The following is a 17,476-nucleotide window of genomic DNA, read 5'->3' as shown; positions in this document are numbered from 1 at the left end:
AGTAGTGAAAGGATATGAAATTAGGTCCGGGGAAAAAAGCCCCAGATGAAGTAAATGTATTCATAGAAATACCTATGGGTTCAAACATTAAATATGAATACGATGAAGAGGAAGAGGTTATTAAAGTAGATAGAGTATTATATACGTCAATGGTATATCCGTTTAATTATGGCTTTATTCCAGAGACTTTAGAAGAAGATGGAGATCCGTTAGACGTATTAGTTCTAGGAAATTACTCATTATTGCCTGGTACAGTAATAGAGGCAAGACCTATAGGAATGATTTATATGAGAGATGAGGAAGGGGAAGACGCAAAGGTAATAGCAGTGCCAAGGAATAAGACAGATCCTACATTTTCTAATATCAACGATGTTAAAGATCTTCCAGAGGCTATAAGGAATAAGATTGTACATTTCTTTGAACACTACAAAGAATTAGAACCAAATAAGTGGGTAAAAATAAGTGGATGGGGAGGGGTAGCTGAGGCTAAGGAAAGAATTAAAAAAGCAATTGAGAGAAAGAAACAAGGATGATAAGGGAAATTTTTGAAATTCTGCTTTTTATATCCTCATTTATTACGTCTTTATGGATACTCCTTCAAGCATTCTACTATAAAATTTCCGATAAAAAAGTGATCCAATTCACGAATCATGATAACAATAATAGTAATAATAAGAGAATAGATATAATAGTAGCTATAAAGGACGAAAACGAGAGAACCATAAAAGAGTTAATCGATAATTTATCAGAATTGGATTACAGATCCTATAGAGTTATAATAATCTCAGATGATACAGCGGAAAATTTTGAGAAAATTATGAAAATTACAGACAAAATTCCAGCGAATTTCACAATAATAAGGAGACCACAAAATAGGGGGAGGAAAGCTGGAGCACTAAACTTCGCCTTGAACCTCTCTGATGGGGAATTGTTAGTGTTTCTAGACGCCGAAGCCAGAGTAGAAAGAGACTTTTTACGTAAAATTTCTCAACTTAATTATGATGCAGTTGCGTTTAGGCTAAAAGTTAGAGATCCTAAGACATCAGTCCAAAAGATATACTCTCACACCAATGAATTCGTAATGAATACCCTATTTAAAGCTAGAGAGAGGTTAGGCCTAATAATTTTTGCAAATGGTTCGGCATTTGCAATAAGGAGAGATATCCTAAGGAAGGTCGGCGGATGGAAAGAAAATAGTGTAGCAGAAGATTTAGAGCTAGGTATTAGACTTGCTCTAAATGGTATTAGAGTGAAATATATTGATGATATTATAGTTTATACCTTAGCCCCTTATACCTTAACTGATTTATATAACCAAATTAAAAGATGGGCCTATGGTTCTGCTGAATTACTTGCCTTCAGTATGAGACTGTTTAAATTAGGAGTAAAGGGAGTTGAGGGATTCATTTATTCCCAACAATGGGGAATATATCCCTTATATTTATTAATATTTTTGATTGTCCTCTCATTACAGTTTATATTGAATATAAACTATTTTTACATCTTTGGTTCACTAATCCCCATACTAGTCTCAAATGGAATTTATATAACTCTAATAAAACCAAAGGATGATTATAGAAGTGGTATTGTAACAATAATAGCTTCTATTATAGGTTATATACAAGGATTATTAAAACTCAAGTTTAAATGGAAGATAACGCCAAAGAATCTCATTGTAAGAGAAGAAGAAATCTTGAGTATAAAAATATTGGGAGTTATTCTCGGAATTATAGCATATATTAATAGTCTTTTCTATAACACTGTTTCATCTTTATTGTTAATTTTGATTTCAACTATTCTTTTAATTCTATAGATTTTATCTTGGCCATTGCTTGAGCTTCTTTCAAGGCTTCTTCTGGCTTTAAACTATATTTTATTATATAGTTCTTCACGAGCTTATAGCTCTCTTCACTCTGTATTATCTCTCTGGAAGATGCTAACAGCTTTAGGAATAATGCTCTCCTCTCAATTTCTCTCTTAACATCATCTATATTAAGGCCAGCCTCTTCTATTCTATTTCTTAATACTCTTGCAGAATCAAGATTAATTGTAAATGCGTCACTTTTCGGATCCCAACTCGCGACCCTTCTATAATCGTTCCAACTGACTATTTCATCGACTGCCACAACACGTCTCCTTAGAACTATCTTCTCACCTATATATACCGGTAACCTCCTAATTGTCATCATTATGTTCATCATAGGTATCCACTCTTGTGGAATGTTAAGGGGCTCATTCATAAGCCTCTTTATTGCAGAGTCAGTATTATAAGCGTGGAATGTCGTAGCACCTCCATGTCCAGTTGATATTGCTTGGAATAGTACGTAAGCCTCTTGTCCTCTTATCTCACCTACTACTATTATATCTGGCCTATATCTAAGGGATAATTTTAGCAGGTCCATCAATGAAATCTCTTTGCCTACACCTGCGTATGCTGGCCTAGCGTACAATTGGACCCAATTAGTATGTGCTAATCTAATTTCCGGAATATCTTCTATGGAGACAATCTTCATACTTTCTTTTACTAGATTCAGAACTGCATTAAGTAAAGTGGTCTTTCCAGCACCAGTAACTCCTATCGACATGATGCTCATTCTCAGATCCATTCCGTACCATAGATATGCAGCTAACTCTGGAGATAATGTGCCGGAATTGATTAAATCTAGAATTGTGATAGGCCTTTCACTAAATCTTCTTATCACTACTGAAGAACCACTGGCTGATACTTCACGTCTAAATGTTGCAGCAATCCTATCACCATTCGGTAACATACCATCTTGTATCGGTTCAGCGACTGAAATAGACTTACCAGTAGATGATAGCATTCTTAGAACTAATTGATCTAGCAACTCCTCGCCATCTATCGTAATATTAAGTTGCGGAGATATTTGCATATTCTTACTAAACATAATATTAGTTGGAACGTATTCATAACTTCTATGATATACATAAACTGGATTATTCAAACCAGAAACAGAAATATCTTCTATGTTCTTATCAGCAACTAATGGAGTTAATACATTGTATCCGAACATGTTCCTTAATAGGTAATATAACGTAACTCTTGCGTTCGTACTTAAAACATATATGTCTCCTCTTTTCTCTTGAATAATATTAAGATTAGATCTTTTCTTATTAAGCTCAAATATAATTTTTGCAAGGTCAAGTGTGGGTGTTTTAGAAAGTAATTCTCTCTCTACTTCTTCTATGAATATATTATACATATTGTAAATTGTTTCATTAACTGGTGGTTCTAACAAAACGTATTTATATATACCCTTCCTTTCATCAAAGGTAATGAAGACATGAGGATTTGGTAATACTAACTCGATATTATTTTTGGTTATGTTGGACCTAACGTCCTCTGGAGTTAAATTCAGTATATTTACTTCATAGTCAGCTACTATAGTAGTTACCTCTTCTGGAAAAGGGCTAACTGGATAGAGTGTTATAGGTAACTCTGAGATAGATAATTGCTTAACGCTAGGTTTGCCTTTTGGCAAAAGAGATCTGAAAACTTTACTCATTATATATCACTTCTCCATTTAGATTATAAAGATGTTGACGAAGGAGATATAGAAGGTATTAGTGATATATGTAATGATATAACAACTAAGATAGCAGTTATAACTACTAAAATTGCTGAGTGAACGAAACCAGCTGCTGTTTTACCATAACCTATCTTCCCTACTAGTAATCCGGCCAAAAATGAATTAAAGAGTGCAGAAATCGAGATTACGTAGAGGGATTTAGGTAAGATTATAGTAGCATTTGACAATGGTCCATAAGATAGAGAATATGATTGATGCGAAATTAAAGTAAACATAGCGTTACCTAATAGAATAGAAGCCACTAATGCCAAAATAATACCGATATAAGGAGCATATAGTAATACCTTTATTTTAGCATTATAGTTTCTCCTTATTCTTATTTGAGCATCAACTTGTTCTGCCAACGATTCAACTGTTTCTGGAGTTAAGCTACCGATTTCTATCATATCCGCTAATGAAATTAAGGAAACCTTACTAGAAAAGTCCAATATTCTTTCTGAAGCTATTTTAAAAGCATCCTTTATAGGAACACCTAACAGAGAATAAGCGTAAATAGTATTCAGTATATCTCTAAACTTTCCCATTTCTGGTGAATCCTTTAGGTTTTTAACTACTGTAGCTGGATTGAGCCCAGCTCTAAGTCCCTCAGCAACTGCTCTTAGAAAAGAGACAACATACACATCATATCCCGTACCTTCCCTTAATTCCCTCACGGCAACTATTGCTGGAGGTATAACGGCTATTAATAGACCTACTGTAAATGCTAATACAGATAATGGTATTTGCTGTACACCCGCATTTAGGAATAGTAGGTATAAAAGAAGAGGAATTGGTTCCTTTATCAAATACAGTATGATAAATGATATAACTAACCCTAAGGGGAATGTAATATAAAATACCTTGTACGCTTTTAATGACTTCTCTGGAAATCTAAATTGAGTCTGATCAACAACCCATATAAATAATAGATTTATTAATGGTATCATAACCATTGCGAAAAGCGCCATTATTGGAAATGGGACTGAACCAAAGAGAGATGGAAATATTGCTTGTAACAACAGAACGAGAAAGAATGTTATGAAACCGGAGGAAAGCCAAATTACGAAACCCTCAGCTATTCCGGACAAGTTATCTGCAGCAGTAGACGCTAAAGTTTCTATATTCTTAAGGATATCTTTAGTCATAGCCTCCATTGTATCTAATACTGGCGCTCCAGTTCTTACAGCAGTAACGTAAGTTATTAAAAACTCATTGAATATTTTAGAAGGCGAGTAATTTAATGATTCGACAATTGCGCTTTCTACACTCTCTCCTAAGTACTTAACTCTCTTATTAACATATGAGGCGATTTGACTAGCATATTGCATTGCTGTAGATTTAGACAAGTAATCGAAAACATATCTTGCACTTAGACCAGATCTTAAGAAAACATTAAATACTGCAGCGAATGCTGGGGCTTCACTATCTAGACCTATCCTTCTATTTTCGGTTGATTGTGATAATTGGAGAATTTGCAATAAATAAATAACAGGTGGTATTATTATGCCAAATATTATCATTGTTAAAAATCCTGCCAAATATTTTGTAAGCAATGTTAATCTATATAGTTCAAAGAACCTTATAGAAAACACTATTAATATTATGGAAATGGCAATCGAAAGTATCATAGTAAGAAACAGCCTAGATGCGAATAAACGAGGATCTTGACTTATACCTGCTTTCTTTATCTTCATATCTATGCTTTTAACTAAGCCATTGATTATACTAGAATTGTAAAATAGTAATTCAATTTTAGATGGACCTTGATTGTTTACAGACTGTTTGTTATTTTTCCTACTATTAAATATGCTCATTCTATTATTACTTTCTCATAAACCTATACTTAAATTTATATAGAAAAATCTACTTTACATGTATCTCAACTATGTCTTTATCTTCAAGAATATGTGACGGTCCTACTTTTTGTCCTTGGAACTTCACTGACTTCCCCCAAACCCTAGCATATCTAAAATTTTCAGCCAATGATGAATGTAGTTTCCTTGCTACGTCCAAAACAGTAGAGCCTTTTTTTAGTATCAAAGGATCCTTAGTTGGTTCTTCTCCAGGTTCCTTAGTGTAAATTCTAATCACCTCTAACATTTCAAACAGAAGTTTAGGTAACCTATCTATTTGATCGATAGTCAATATCGGCAACTCACCAGTATCGAACGTCTCCTTAGAGACAACTATTGTAGGCTTGTAGCTAACTGCTTCGAACATAGATTTCTCTATATCATCTAAGGTAACCTCACCTATAATCTTCACTATTGCTGATTTAATCCCAAAACTCTCTATATACTCCCTTACGGTTTTTTCATCAACGTCTACCAGTTTACCTAAATTTACTATCCTAATTCCAGAAATTCCATACCTAGTTCTCTCTATTATAACCCTTCCCTTAGGTCTTCTCAATAAGACATTATTATCTTCTAAAAGGTTCCTTATAAAGGAGAGTTCTTCCTTGTTATTTACAACAATAATTACCTCATCAGCATTCCTTATTAGACCTATTGTCTTAGTAAGTGGTATGCTCTTGGGTGGATTTACTAACTGTATTTGAACATCCTCATATTTAACCATACCAGGGACCGGTAACTCATTGAATTCTTGTTTTACATTGGTAAGTTTTCTCATTATTAAGGATCTTAGGAGTATATCTCCTATCAAAATCGCTTGACCAGCGCCCTCTTTCTCAACAAATAATGAAAAACCTCCGCTTTTCTTACTCTTTCTTACCTCCATTTCTTCTCTTAACTCAGCCATTCGCCTCTTAGCCCAATATACCAAATTTTCGGTTCCCTTGTGTTTAGGAACTTCCTTAAGAAATTCTTGCAAGGCTAGATACTTCTCCTCTGGCGTCTTTGCATCCATTACCTTTAGCCACTTAGCCTTAGCTTCAGCAGGTAAATTCGTTACCATAGTCTTCTACCCTCTTTACTAATATAATATAATGGAGCAATAGAACGTAAAATTTTCCATGATCTTCTGATAATAGGAGGTGGATTTGTATTTTTCTCATAAAAGGACTTAAGCCACTTTATTGTTCTAGGGTCAGCCGGATATCCACTTCCAAAATCACCGTAAACTTGTTTCAACTCCTCAATATAATTATCTCTTATTACTTTAGCAATAATACTTGCTGCGCTTGCTTCGACAAATAGGACGTCTGCTTTGTGAACTACATTAGACTTATAACCTAACTTTTTGATAAGTTCTATAACAGGCTTTTCTTCTCCCACTTTATCAACTGTTACTATCTCAGGGTTAAAAACCGAAAGTGATAAAATAATCTTAGATACTGCATCATATGTTAGATCATTCAAGTTGTAATTATCTATTTCGTAAGGAAATACTTTAACTACTGTGAAAGCGTCCACGGTACTGGTAATAATATCAAACAATTTCTCCCTTCTTTCCCTAGTTAGTTGCTTACTATCCTTTACTCCAATACCTTTAAGGAATTTTAGTTTTGTATTACTTATAGCTACGCCTGCAACAACCATTGGACCTATTAATGCTCCACGACCTGCCTCATCTATACCTATTCTCATATCCTCAATGAAATAACTAGTTTTGCCTCCCTTTTACCGTTTTTCATCTTTTCATTCTGATAACTCTCATTGACTTCAACGTCAACAATAGAAGATACCATCGATACTAACTTTCTTGCTACACTTTTACTCATGAAATAATAATCTACACCCTCTCTACCCTCAATAATATCAGAAATATTATCCACTATATCTGTAGAGAAAAAGGATTCAAAGAACGCTCTTTTCTTATCGTCAATCCTAATTTTACCTTTACTTCTTAATTGAATTATAGCCTCATAGTATTTTGTCTTTTTCCTAAAACACGAATCACATAATTCCCTTTCCATTTCTAAACTAATTATAGCTTCTTGAGAAAAGGGTTTACCTCTTACCTTCCCTCTAAACTCAATAGTTGCAAAAGAATTACCACTCGGATCCTTCCATATGCTCTTTATATCGAACGCAAACTCTTCCACGTTTTTGTCAATATCTATCTTACTCCCCAATTCTCTTACTATAATATCCTCCACAACAGTGGCTAGCGACGTTGCTGAAGTTCTTATCCATTTACCTTTAATCCATTGTGCACCACAGATTTTGCAATACTTTCCGCTTATTCTTTTAGGTACTTCTATCAATTTTTTAGATTTTATATAACAATCCACGCATAGTGAGTCTAATAGCTCGACATTTTGTTTTCCGCATAATACACAGAATTTCCCTGACATAAATTTCACACATTATAAACTTGGGCAAATTTTATACCAGCTACACTGATTACAGAGTCCTTATGAACTAGTCCTCTCTTTATTGCCTCTTCTACCACATAATTCCCCACAATGCTCATCACTGTAGCCTCATCGATTAATGAAAATGCATAATCTAATTCTACAGAATCTCCTCCGTAAAATTTCTCACTAATATCAAGTATTATTTCTCCATCTCTAAAGACTTTTCCTAATAATTCCTCTTGACATATATTTATTAGTGTCATGCCTTGCGCTCGAATTATATTTAGAAGTACTTTCATAATGGTTTCACTGGCGTTTGCGCTCCACAAGCTAGGCAGACTATATACCAGCTTTTCTTCTCTTTCTTTAGAATCGTGTCTAGACTTTTACAAGTACTACACTCGACGTATGCCTTCAAGAATCTTTCCATTAAGGTATTTATTACTTGTGAGGAGAATTTTCCTTGAATTATAAGTTCACCTTTATCGTCTATATTACCAGGTGCAGCCAATTCCTTTAGTAAGTATTTCATACATATTTTATCTTCTCTTCTAATTCTATCACAATATTCAGAAAAGTTTCTGATCATTGTAGTATTTCCTATATTAAGTATTATCAAATTAGGTAATGTTTGTGTACCTTGCTTACGATCTTTTTCTGGTAATTTTGAGTATAGCCTATCAAGCATTTCTACGTATTCTTTTTCTGAACTCACATTAAATCTATAAGCACATAGGGTTTAAAATACTACTGAAGAATATGAAAAGCATTTACGTTGAGACATATGGATGCGCATTAAATAAAGCAGATACTTACGTAATGATGACACTGCTTAAAAGTGAGGGTTATACTTTTGTAGAGAAACCTGAGAACGCGGATATAATTATACTCAATACCTGCGCTGTGAGACTAGAAACTGAAGAGAGGATGAAACAAAGAATTAAGGAATTAAACACGTTATCAAAAAAATTAGTAGTAGCAGGATGTATGAGTAGCGCAGAACCAGCAACAGTCCTTTCCATAGCTCCAAACGCGTCATTAATAGGTCCGCAATCTGTTGAAAGAATAGTAGATGTAATAAAATCAGAAGAACGTAAAATTATCCTTGAAGGTGAAAGAGCGCTTATAACTCCTAGAACTTTCGAAGGAAAAATAGCGATAATTCCAGTAGCTGATGGATGTGCGGGCAATTGTAGCTTCTGCATAACTAAGCTAGCAAGAAGAAAATTGAGGAGCTATCCATTAAGAGAAATAGTTAATGCTGCAAGGGATGCCATACAAGCTGGTGCTAAAGAAATAGAATTAACTGGTCAAGATACTGCAGCTTATGGGTTAGATTTAGGGGGATCTATAAGTTTAGTTGATGTGGTAAATAAGGTAACGGAAATAGATGGAGACTATATGATAAGGATAGGTATGATGACACCAGAACAAGCTATGAGGATAATAGATGACTTAATAGAAGTTATGAGAAACCCTAAAGTGTTTAAGTTTATACATTTACCAGTCCAAAGTGGAGATGATAGGGTATTAAAGCTAATGAATAGGAAATATACAATAGACGAATATAAGGAGTTGGTTAGAGAAATAAGAAGTAAAATACCATTTGTTAATATAACTACTGATATAATTATAGGTCATCCTGGAGAAGATGACGAGGCGTTTAATAATACCTTATTGCTTATGAAAGAACTAAGGTTTGAGAGAATACACCTAGCAATGTACTCTATAAGGCCAAATACTAGAAGTGCATCAATGCCTCAAGTTCCAGATAGTATAAAGAAAAAGAGAATTCAAATAGCTAACAAACTATATGAGGATATCGCATTGTCTATTCATTTAGATTATGTGGGAAGTACTTGCAGAGCTATTACCACAGAATTGGGTCGTAAAGGATCAGTAATAGGAAGATTAATCAATTACATTCCGGTTGTAATTAGATCTGAAAATGTAGAACTGGGAAAGTGGTACGATGTTAAAATAACCGAAGCATCATTTTATGACCTGCGTGGAGTCACTGCTTAAAAAATTTAAACCTAATAAATGAGTGTATATTTGGTATGCCAGAAAGTGTATATATTGTATCAGCTGTTAGAACGCCTATTGGAAAGTTTGGTGGTGCTTTAAAAAATTTCTCAGCAGTGGATTTGGGTTCAATAGTAATTAAAGAAGCGTTAAGAAGAGCTAATGTAGAACCAAGTAAAGTAGACATTGCAATTATGGGAAACGTGTTGAGAGCTGGGCATGGCCAAGATATAGCTAGACAGTGTGCAATTAGAGCCGGAATTCCATACGAAATAGATGGATTTTCCGTAGATATGGTTTGCTCTTCAGGGATGATAAGTATAATCACTGCTTCACAGATGATCAAATCTGGAGATGCCGACATAATAGTCGCGGGAGGAACAGAAAGTATGAGCCAAGCAATGTTCGCAATAAAATCTGATATTAGATGGGGTGTGAAAATGTTAATGAATAGAAACATTGAGCTTATTGATACTATGCTATATGATGGATTAACTGATCCCTTCTTGCTGAAAGTAATGGGACAAGAGGCGGATATGGTTGCAAAAGCTCATAATATTTCAAGAAAAGAGTTAGATGAAGTCGCTTATCAAAGTCATCAAAGGGCTCATAAGGCTACGGTCAATGGGTACTTTAAGTCAGAAATCGTCGAGATTAAAACTGATGCAAAAGTAATTAACGCTGATGAGGGAATAAGAGCTGACACCACCTTAGATAAGCTTTCTACTTTACCTCCAGCATTTACTAATGATGGTCTACATACCGCTGGGAATTCGTCACAGATATCAGATGGTGCTTCAGCTTTGGTATTAATGAGTGAAAAAGCAGTTAAGGAACTTAAAATAGAACCTTTGGCCCGAATTCTAGGATATAGTTGGGTGGGTATAGAGAGTTGGAGGTTCACTGAGGCACCGATTTTTGCTATTAAAAAATTGTTAAGCAAATTAGATACTAATATAAATCGTTTCGATTATTTTGAGAATAATGAGGCATTTGCTGTAAATAATGTTCTAGTAAATAGGTACCTAGGAATACCTTATGATAGACTTAACGTATTTGGAGGGGCTATAGCGTTAGGCCATCCAATAGGTACAAGCGGTGCAAGGATTATAGTAACGCTTTTAAATGTGCTATCTAGAATGCGCGGAACGAGAGGAATTGCTAGTATTTGCCATGGAATTGGAGGATCAACTGCAATTGCTATCGAGCTCTTGAAAGAGATGAAGTAATTTTTTATGCATTTATAACAATAGACTATTGTAGGTGAATAAATAAGTTGCCTAAGAAAGATAGGGCCCAGGAAGCGCCTAGTAAGGATGTTCCAAAGCCCGAAGAGGGACAGACTATATGTGTAGTTAAGAAAATGTTAGGTGGAGATCATTTAACAGTATTGTGTATGGATGGAAAGGAGAGATTAGCAAGAATACCTGGCAAAATAAGGAAGAAAATGTGGATGAGAGAAGGAGATGTAGTGCTTGTTGGTATTTGGGATTTTCAACCTAATCGTTGCGATATATTGTATAAATACGGAAATGATGAAATAAAGAGACTTGTAAACGAGAATATCATAAGTAGAGAAGTAATTGATCAGTTAAGAGGATAGATTTGACAGAATTACCTAAGAGAACCAAGGATGAAAAAAGACATAAAGATGAAGATCTTTTTAAAGTGGTAGATTCCACGATAGATTATAGGACTTATCTGAATCTAATTCAAATAGCTAGACGATTAAACATTGAAGAGTATCTGGGAGCAATATCGTCTGGGAAAGAAGCTAGAATATATCCTGCAAAGACTTTTGATAATAAGTATTATGCAGTAAAGATATACTATACATCTACAGCCCAAAGTAAAAGAGCAATTAAGAAGTATACTGTTGGCGATATAAGATTTGAAGACATAAAGATAACCAACACTAAGCAACTTATTAATACTTGGGCAAAAAAAGAATTCAAAAACCTTAGTAGGCTATATGAGGCTGGAACTAGAGTACCAAAACCTATTCTGGTTTATGAAAACATTCTCGTCATGGAATTCATTGGTGAAAATGGCCTAAGAGCTCCCCTTTTAAAGGAATTAAGTGACGAGGAAATTACCCAAGAATTATATGAGGATCTAATTGAACAAGTGAAAATTATGACTAAAAAAGCTAAATTAGTTCACGGAGACTTAAGTGAGTATAATGTTATGGTTTATGATAATAAATGCTATATAATTGATGTAAGTCAAGCAGTTCCCATAGATCACGAGGATGCAATTACATTACTGAGAAGAGATCTCGATAACATAAATAGATTTTTTGAGGATAAAGGAATAAATATAAAGCCAACAGAAGAGTTAATTGCAGAATTTGGAATTAACGGGGATTGATAATCTTGTTCATCACGGTAGAAGATGAAAGATTAGAAGTAGTTAGAAAAATAATTGAGAAACTAGAGCAGTTTACAGACACTAAGATTATATATGATGAAAGAACTAAGACTTTCAATATACTCCCTAAAGGTCAAAATCAGTATGATGCCCTTAAGGCAGCCTCAGTAATAAGAGCTATAGGTTTAGGATTCGATGAGCAATCTGCCTTCAGATTACTTAGCGATGAATATATTTTAGATGAGATCGATTTGAAAGCTCTTATAGGAAGTAATCCAGAAGCGATAAGAAGAGTAAAGGGAAGAATAATAGGAGAAGGTGGAAAAGCTAAAAGAATAATACAAGAGTATACCGGGGTTGATATATCAATTTACGAGCATTACATAGGAATAATAGGACCTTACGATCAAGTTCAAGTAGCAAGGAAGGCCATAGAGCTCCTAATTGATGGAAAAGAGCATTCCTCGGTATATAAATTTCTAGATAAGGCAGAAAGGAATCTGATGATGTACAAAATCTCTAGGTTAGGAAGAAAAGAGATTAACGAGATCAAGAGTAATCGGTAAGTGATACCTATTACTAATTGTCTTTATCACATTAGAATACGAATCTAAAACTTCTCTATTTTTTTCGTTTTCTAAAAATACTTTTAGCTCTTCTGATTGTTTCGTGTAAGCGAGTTTAAAGAATCTATACAATATTCTTTTTGGCTCACTAAGAATTTCCTCAGTTAAAAGAAGATTTGGTCTAGGTATCATAGATAAGGTTAAATGAACCCCATCTAATAATGCTATCATCGCTACCTTGTAGGCACTATATTCCCTTGTAGGAGATTTTTTACTAGCCTTTACTTCTACGTAATATTTTATACCATCCTTTTCCGCTTCTATATCATGTGTAGGCATATCTACAGACTTTATGTTTTCAAAATGCATTTCTTGCAAAATTCGCCTAGCCCTATACTCCATAGCAAAGCCAAAAATTATCCCCCTAGCTCTAGATAACGCGTAATTTATCTCATCTTCATCAAATCCATATTCGGACTTCAGCTCATGAATCAGATCCACATAGCAATATAAATATGCAATAATAAAAATCTAGCACTTTATTTTGACGCCTCCTAATTTCCTCTTACCTTCAACTCTAATACTATTTACATCATACGCCGAAACGTGGGAAGCGTTTAAACCAAATTGACTATACAAATCTATTTCAAAGTTATATTCAGTATATATACCAACTTCATTAAGATTCTTGTTAGCATCATCAATTGAAAAGGAATCTTTTACTAAGCTGTAAAGAGGGCTAGTCTCGGCTACTTTGATGGGATCAAGAAAGAACATAACAGCGGAGACAGGTGTAACAAAAACATTTCTTGTACCATTTCTAATGTGTACCTCTCCGTATAACCCCTTAAATGCATCAAAAGGTATTTTAGATGCCTCAGTATTTACTTCATTTAGAACTTTCTCCACTAGATTTGCTGTCTCCCTATCGTAACCTTTAATATCTAGTAAACCGTTTAACGAAGCTATTTCGCTAATCCGCTTAAGAAAGTAATCATATTGTAATTCTCCATCACTACCACTACCTATGACACCTAACATAACATTATAGCCATCCTCCTCTAGCTTTACAAGAGAGGCTAAGGAGATAAAGTCAATAAGTGGACTACCCAAAGTTTCCTCACAACCCTTAGCTAATACGTCACCCCCGGCATCTACTCCAACTATTAAGTCAATTTTCTCTTTATTTACAAACTCTTTTAGTGATGAATAAAGGCCTATGGCTCCACTTTTATTGCAAATTCCGTAAGCTTCATCTATTTTTAACGCTCTAATTGCTCTTACTAGTTGAGGCACTACTTTCTTACCACCTCTAATCGCATAGGTATTTTTATTAACTTTATATAAACCTCGATTTACTAGAATAGCGCCTCTTAAATCATCAAAACATATGGGTCCTGGTATAGGATCTTCTACATATCTCTCCCAAACTACTGCACCTAGTAAAACGTCATAGCCTAACTTTCTTAAGTAATTATAGGCAACTATTGCAGATACTATGTCGCCTCCTCCGCCTATGCCGAAAACAAATGCTTTCATATTTAAACCTTTTCCTACTTTATACTTTAAGCTATCCTAATAATACCACTACAGTGTTATACCATCCGGCGATTTAGTATTATCTGATCTCTCTCTCATATTTTCATCCACAAACCAAAATTGATAGGGAATATAACTTGAGCACAGAAATTGATAATAAAAACGTATTAACGGACATGTTTACTACTTATGAGGAGGAGTTAAGAGTAGGAGAAGCATTGTCTCATATTTTAGCAGCTGCATCTATAGTAATTGAATTGGAAGGAGAGAGTGAGGAAGTGAGAAATATCATAATGAAATATGTTGACTTGTGGATTTCAAAATTATCACCGATTGATTATTCTCCAGGGATGGCAGAAGTAATAGGTTCTAAGATTAAGAGGAAGATAACAAGTATCTTTAATGAAATAAGTGAAAATGAACTAGGAGATATATTAGATTTCATCATAGAAGTTAAGAGAAAGCTAGATATGGGCACATTTGAAACTGAAATATTAGAGTTGGAAGTTAGAGTAGAAAAAGTTCTTAGGGTTTTGGGGATAGATATAAATGATGTAAGACAGTTCTTTGACTTCACCAGCACAGAGAAAAGGGCTAGCAGGCTAATAGCATTGGCAACAGTTTCAATAGGTATTGCGTCAGTATGGGATGAAAAATGGACAGTGGAATTACAATAATCGCAGAAAAATTAATTGACCCTAGTGTTAAGAAAGCATGCAAAATGGTGGTCAAAGATGATGAGATAATTAAATTAGTTGGAATTTCGTCGAAGAAATTAGCCTTAAATGTTATAGATAAAGTGTCTTTTTGGTTAGTCTATGAGAATAACAATCTGTTGTATTGTAAATTATGTAACAGAGGACCTTTCACTAAAAAAGGGCTTTATTTGCATTTAAGTAGAGTTCATAGAAGAGAGATAAGAGAAATGCTAGAGGAAGAATTAAGACATGAAATAAGAACAATAATCTAATATAAGGTGCTTAATGCTCTATCTAAATCCTCTATCAAGTCATTTACATCTTCTATTCCAACAGATAGTCTGAGAAGACTATCAGTTATCCCAACTATCTTCCTTTCTTCTAAACTCAATGTCCTATGTGACATGGTAGCTGGGTGTGATATGACGGAATTCACTCCACCAAGCGTTTGTGCAGGGATTATCAACTTAAGTGATTTCATTACTTTTAATGCACTTTCTTGACCTCCATTCACTTCGAAACTTAAAACACCTCCAAATCCTTTAAGAACCTTTTTGGCTATTTCATAATCTACATGAGACTTAAGACCAGGATAATAAACCTTTACAACTTTAGGATGTCCTTCTAAAAATTCAGCTATTTGCTCAGCATTCCTATTAATAACATCCATCCTTATTTTAAGGGTTTTAATGCCCCTCAAAGTGAGATATGCCGCATGGGGATCTAAAGAAGTACCTAGTGTTCTTCTCATCTGATCTATAGTATTCAAGTATTTACTATAACCAGCAGCTAATCCAGCTATTACATCATTATGACCAGCCAAAAACTTTGAAGCGCTATGTACTACTATATCAGCACCTAATTCTAACGGCTTTTGATTTATTGGCGTGGAAAAAGTAGCATCTACAATTAATATGCTTCCTTTTTCCTTCGCCACCTTGGATAATTCCATAATATCCACGACCCTTAATAAAGGGTTTGTAATATTTTCTACAAATATTAGATCATACTTCTTAGATTTCGCTTTCTCTATAATGTTATCACTCCCTGGGTTTGATGCATCTACGTTAACACCCCAGCTTTTAAGATAATCTGTAAAGAAACGATAGGACCTACCAAACATATCACGATGAACTAACACATTATTACCAGGCTTTAGCAACGCTAGGGCAGATGTGGATATAGCTCCCATACCTGAAGAAAATGCAACACCCATCTCAGCATTTTCAAGCTCCACAATTTTCTTTGTAAGTTCTAGAACCGTAGGATTTGCCTCTCTAGAATATCTATATTTTTCTCCTTCAGGATAGTGATATGCAGTTGTCTGATATATGGGAGTAGTTATAGCACCAGTTGTTTCCTCTATATCTTCTCTTACTGCTTTAGTTGCGTCTTTCAATCTCTACACCTCCAGCAATTTTAGCTTTAATAACTTTACATTCAACATTAAATTCATTACAAGTTTTAGTTCCCTCTTCTACAATTTTATTTTCATCGGTCATTTTATCGGTCAAAACCAAGATTGAAGGACCAGCACCACTTACACAAGATCCTATAGCATCGTATTTTATCGCAATCTCTTTAATTTTAGGATAGTAAGGGAATAAAGGAAGGCGAGCTTTCTCCACAATCTCGTCATTTAAACCTAGTCTTATCAGATCCCTCTCTCCTTTAATGAAACCAACAAGTAAAGAGGATATATATCTTGAATTATTTATATAATCAGAAAGCTTAACCGTTCTGGGTAACATTTCTCTGGCCTTCTTAGTTTTCTCTTCAATATGTATATTTAATGGGACGAAAAGCAAAATATCAAACGAATAATTTAAAGGTATTTTAATAACCTTAACCGGACTAACGGAAACTACAGATACAACTCCACCAAAAACACTAGCCGCGACATTATCTGGATGAGGAGAACCAGAAGAAGCGATCTCGCCATACATCGCATACCTAACTAAGTCTTCTTTAGATAAGTTTAGATTAAATAAATTATCAAACGCCATAACAGATGCTGCTGCCGAAGCTCCGCTACTACCCAATCCTAAACCCTCAGGAATACCTTTTATTACCCTAACCCTAAGACTAGCCTTTATCCCTTTTTCTTCCATTATTCTAAGTATTGGATAAGTAGCAGAGTTCTTATTTGGCTCAAGTGGAATTTTTGAATTACTTTCGATCACGATACCTTCCGAATTATTATTCTCAAAACATATTTCAACAGTGTCAAAAAACGCAGTATGCGCCATTGATAATATATCAAAGCCAGATCCTAAATTAGCTGAACTCGAATATGCCCTAGCTTTTGTACACTCCACAACCTAAATAATAATAATACTTATAAATTTCTTATTATCTTACAAGACCCTATGTAACATGAATTTTTGATGTAGCAAATCAAATTCTGTTGTTCCATAAAATTCT

At 34.5% G+C, this 17,476-nt stretch carries 20 protein-coding genes; 9 read left to right on the top strand and 11 right to left on the bottom strand.

The window, feature by feature from the left end; translation table 11 throughout:
* The first annotated feature begins 14 nt into the window (after positions 1 to 14).
* Both ppa and GFS03_RS02460 read left to right on the top strand, forming a co-directional pair.
* Entirely contained in the window at positions 15 to 533 is a 519-nt protein-coding gene (gene ppa / locus GFS03_RS02465) for an inorganic diphosphatase (protein WP_153422352.1), read from the top strand.
* The gene (locus GFS03_RS02460; RefSeq protein WP_153422351.1) at positions 530 to 1,813 is read left to right on the top strand and encodes a glycosyltransferase; all 1,284 of its coding nucleotides are present in this window, start codon (positions 530 to 532) and stop codon (positions 1,811 to 1,813) included. Before ppa ends, GFS03_RS02460 begins: the two co-directional genes overlap by 4 nt.
* On the opposite strand, the gene GFS03_RS02455 is transcribed toward GFS03_RS02460, so the two are convergent.
* From GFS03_RS02455 to GFS03_RS02425, 7 genes are read right to left on the bottom strand one after another with little or no spacing between them, the layout of a single operon-like run.
* Positions 1,794 to 3,527, bottom strand: coding sequence for a type II/IV secretion system ATPase subunit (locus GFS03_RS02455; protein ID WP_153422350.1), 1,734 nt, complete (start codon positions 3,525 to 3,527; stop codon positions 1,794 to 1,796). The genes GFS03_RS02460 and GFS03_RS02455 overlap by 20 nt on opposite strands.
* 23 nt (positions 3,528 to 3,550) lie before the next feature.
* A complete protein-coding gene (locus GFS03_RS02450) occupies positions 3,551 to 5,404 on the bottom strand; it encodes a type II secretion system F family protein (protein ID WP_153422349.1) in 1,854 nt (617 codons plus the stop codon).
* Positions 5,405 to 5,453: 49 nt separating this feature from the next.
* A complete protein-coding gene (locus tag GFS03_RS02445; RefSeq protein ID WP_153422348.1) occupies positions 5,454 to 6,509 on the bottom strand; it encodes a TGS domain-containing protein in 1,056 nt (351 codons plus the stop codon).
* Positions 6,503 to 7,141 (bottom strand): ribonuclease HII, encoded by a 639-nt coding sequence (gene rnhB / locus GFS03_RS02440; RefSeq protein ID WP_153422347.1) that lies wholly within the window; start codon positions 7,139 to 7,141, stop codon positions 6,503 to 6,505. Before rnhB ends, GFS03_RS02445 begins: the two co-directional genes overlap by 7 nt.
* Entirely contained in the window at positions 7,138 to 7,851 is a 714-nt protein-coding gene (locus GFS03_RS02435) for a 60S ribosomal export protein NMD3 (protein ID WP_153422346.1), read from the bottom strand. Before GFS03_RS02435 ends, rnhB begins: the two co-directional genes overlap by 4 nt.
* Positions 7,852 to 7,856: 5 nt before the next feature.
* Positions 7,857 to 8,153, bottom strand: a complete 297-nt coding sequence (locus GFS03_RS02430) for a DUF424 domain-containing protein (protein WP_153422345.1) — start codon at positions 8,151 to 8,153, stop codon at positions 7,857 to 7,859.
* Complete coding sequence (locus tag GFS03_RS02425) at positions 8,150 to 8,542, bottom strand: translation initiation factor IF-2 subunit beta (RefSeq protein WP_238699253.1); 393 nt, start codon at positions 8,540 to 8,542, stop codon at positions 8,150 to 8,152. Before GFS03_RS02425 ends, GFS03_RS02430 begins: the two co-directional genes overlap by 4 nt.
* Before the next feature lie 71 nt (positions 8,543 to 8,613).
* On the opposite strand from GFS03_RS02425, the gene GFS03_RS02420 reads away from it, so the two are divergent.
* From GFS03_RS02420 to GFS03_RS02400, 5 genes are read left to right on the top strand one after another with little or no spacing between them, the layout of a single operon-like run.
* On the top strand, positions 8,614 to 9,879 hold the full coding sequence (locus GFS03_RS02420) for a tRNA (N(6)-L-threonylcarbamoyladenosine(37)-C(2))-methylthiotransferase (RefSeq protein ID WP_153422343.1): 1,266 nt from the start codon (positions 8,614 to 8,616) through the stop codon (positions 9,877 to 9,879).
* 14 nt (positions 9,880 to 9,893) lie between these two features.
* The gene (locus tag GFS03_RS02415) at positions 9,894 to 11,108 is read left to right on the top strand and encodes a thiolase family protein (protein WP_181443792.1); all 1,215 of its coding nucleotides are present in this window, start codon (positions 9,894 to 9,896) and stop codon (positions 11,106 to 11,108) included.
* A gap of 47 nt (positions 11,109 to 11,155) precedes the next feature.
* Complete coding sequence (locus GFS03_RS02410; protein ID WP_153422341.1) at positions 11,156 to 11,482, top strand: translation initiation factor aIF-1A; 327 nt, start codon at positions 11,156 to 11,158, stop codon at positions 11,480 to 11,482.
* A 2-nt stretch (positions 11,483 to 11,484) separates the two neighbouring features.
* Positions 11,485 to 12,249 (top strand): serine protein kinase RIO, encoded by a 765-nt coding sequence (locus tag GFS03_RS02405; RefSeq protein ID WP_153422340.1) that lies wholly within the window; start codon positions 11,485 to 11,487, stop codon positions 12,247 to 12,249.
* A complete protein-coding gene (locus GFS03_RS02400) occupies positions 12,246 to 12,815 on the top strand; it encodes a KH domain-containing protein (RefSeq protein ID WP_153422339.1) in 570 nt (189 codons plus the stop codon). Before GFS03_RS02405 ends, GFS03_RS02400 begins: the two co-directional genes overlap by 4 nt.
* Here the strand turns inward: GFS03_RS02400 and GFS03_RS02395 are convergent.
* Both GFS03_RS02395 and GFS03_RS02390 read right to left on the bottom strand, forming a co-directional pair.
* Positions 12,774 to 13,316: a hypothetical protein gene (locus GFS03_RS02395; RefSeq protein WP_153422338.1), complete on the bottom strand. Its 543-nt coding sequence runs from the start codon at positions 13,314 to 13,316 to the stop codon at positions 12,774 to 12,776. The two genes, GFS03_RS02400 and GFS03_RS02395, sit on opposite strands and share 42 nt — an antisense overlap.
* A gap of 30 nt (positions 13,317 to 13,346) precedes the next feature.
* A complete protein-coding gene (locus GFS03_RS02390) occupies positions 13,347 to 14,354 on the bottom strand; it encodes a DUF1152 domain-containing protein (protein WP_153422337.1) in 1,008 nt (335 codons plus the stop codon).
* A 137-nt stretch (positions 14,355 to 14,491) separates the two neighbouring features.
* On the opposite strand from GFS03_RS02390, the gene GFS03_RS02385 reads away from it, so the two are divergent.
* Positions 14,492 to 15,031: a hypothetical protein gene (locus tag GFS03_RS02385; RefSeq protein WP_153422336.1), complete on the top strand. Its 540-nt coding sequence runs from the start codon at positions 14,492 to 14,494 to the stop codon at positions 15,029 to 15,031.
* The gene (locus GFS03_RS02380; protein WP_012710344.1) at positions 15,010 to 15,324 is read left to right on the top strand and encodes a hypothetical protein; all 315 of its coding nucleotides are present in this window, start codon (positions 15,010 to 15,012) and stop codon (positions 15,322 to 15,324) included. The genes GFS03_RS02385 and GFS03_RS02380 overlap by 22 nt, the downstream gene beginning before the upstream one ends.
* On the opposite strand, the gene GFS03_RS02375 is transcribed toward GFS03_RS02380, so the two are convergent.
* Together GFS03_RS02375 and GFS03_RS02370 are read right to left on the bottom strand one after the other, a co-directional pair.
* Positions 15,321 to 16,451: an aminotransferase class I/II-fold pyridoxal phosphate-dependent enzyme gene (locus GFS03_RS02375; protein WP_153422335.1), complete on the bottom strand. Its 1,131-nt coding sequence runs from the start codon at positions 16,449 to 16,451 to the stop codon at positions 15,321 to 15,323. The two genes, GFS03_RS02380 and GFS03_RS02375, sit on opposite strands and share 4 nt — an antisense overlap.
* Positions 16,435 to 17,370, bottom strand: coding sequence for a homoserine kinase (locus GFS03_RS02370; protein ID WP_153422334.1), 936 nt, complete (start codon positions 17,368 to 17,370; stop codon positions 16,435 to 16,437). The genes GFS03_RS02375 and GFS03_RS02370 overlap by 17 nt, the downstream gene beginning before the upstream one ends.
* Positions 17,371 to 17,476 lie beyond the last annotated feature (106 nt).

The organism is Sulfolobus sp. E5-1-F (assembly GCF_009601705.1).
Taxonomy (GTDB): domain Archaea; phylum Thermoproteota; class Thermoprotei_A; order Sulfolobales; family Sulfolobaceae; genus Saccharolobus.
Note: the sequence above shows the minus strand (reverse complement) of the source record. Positions and strands in the feature narration are given on the sequence as shown.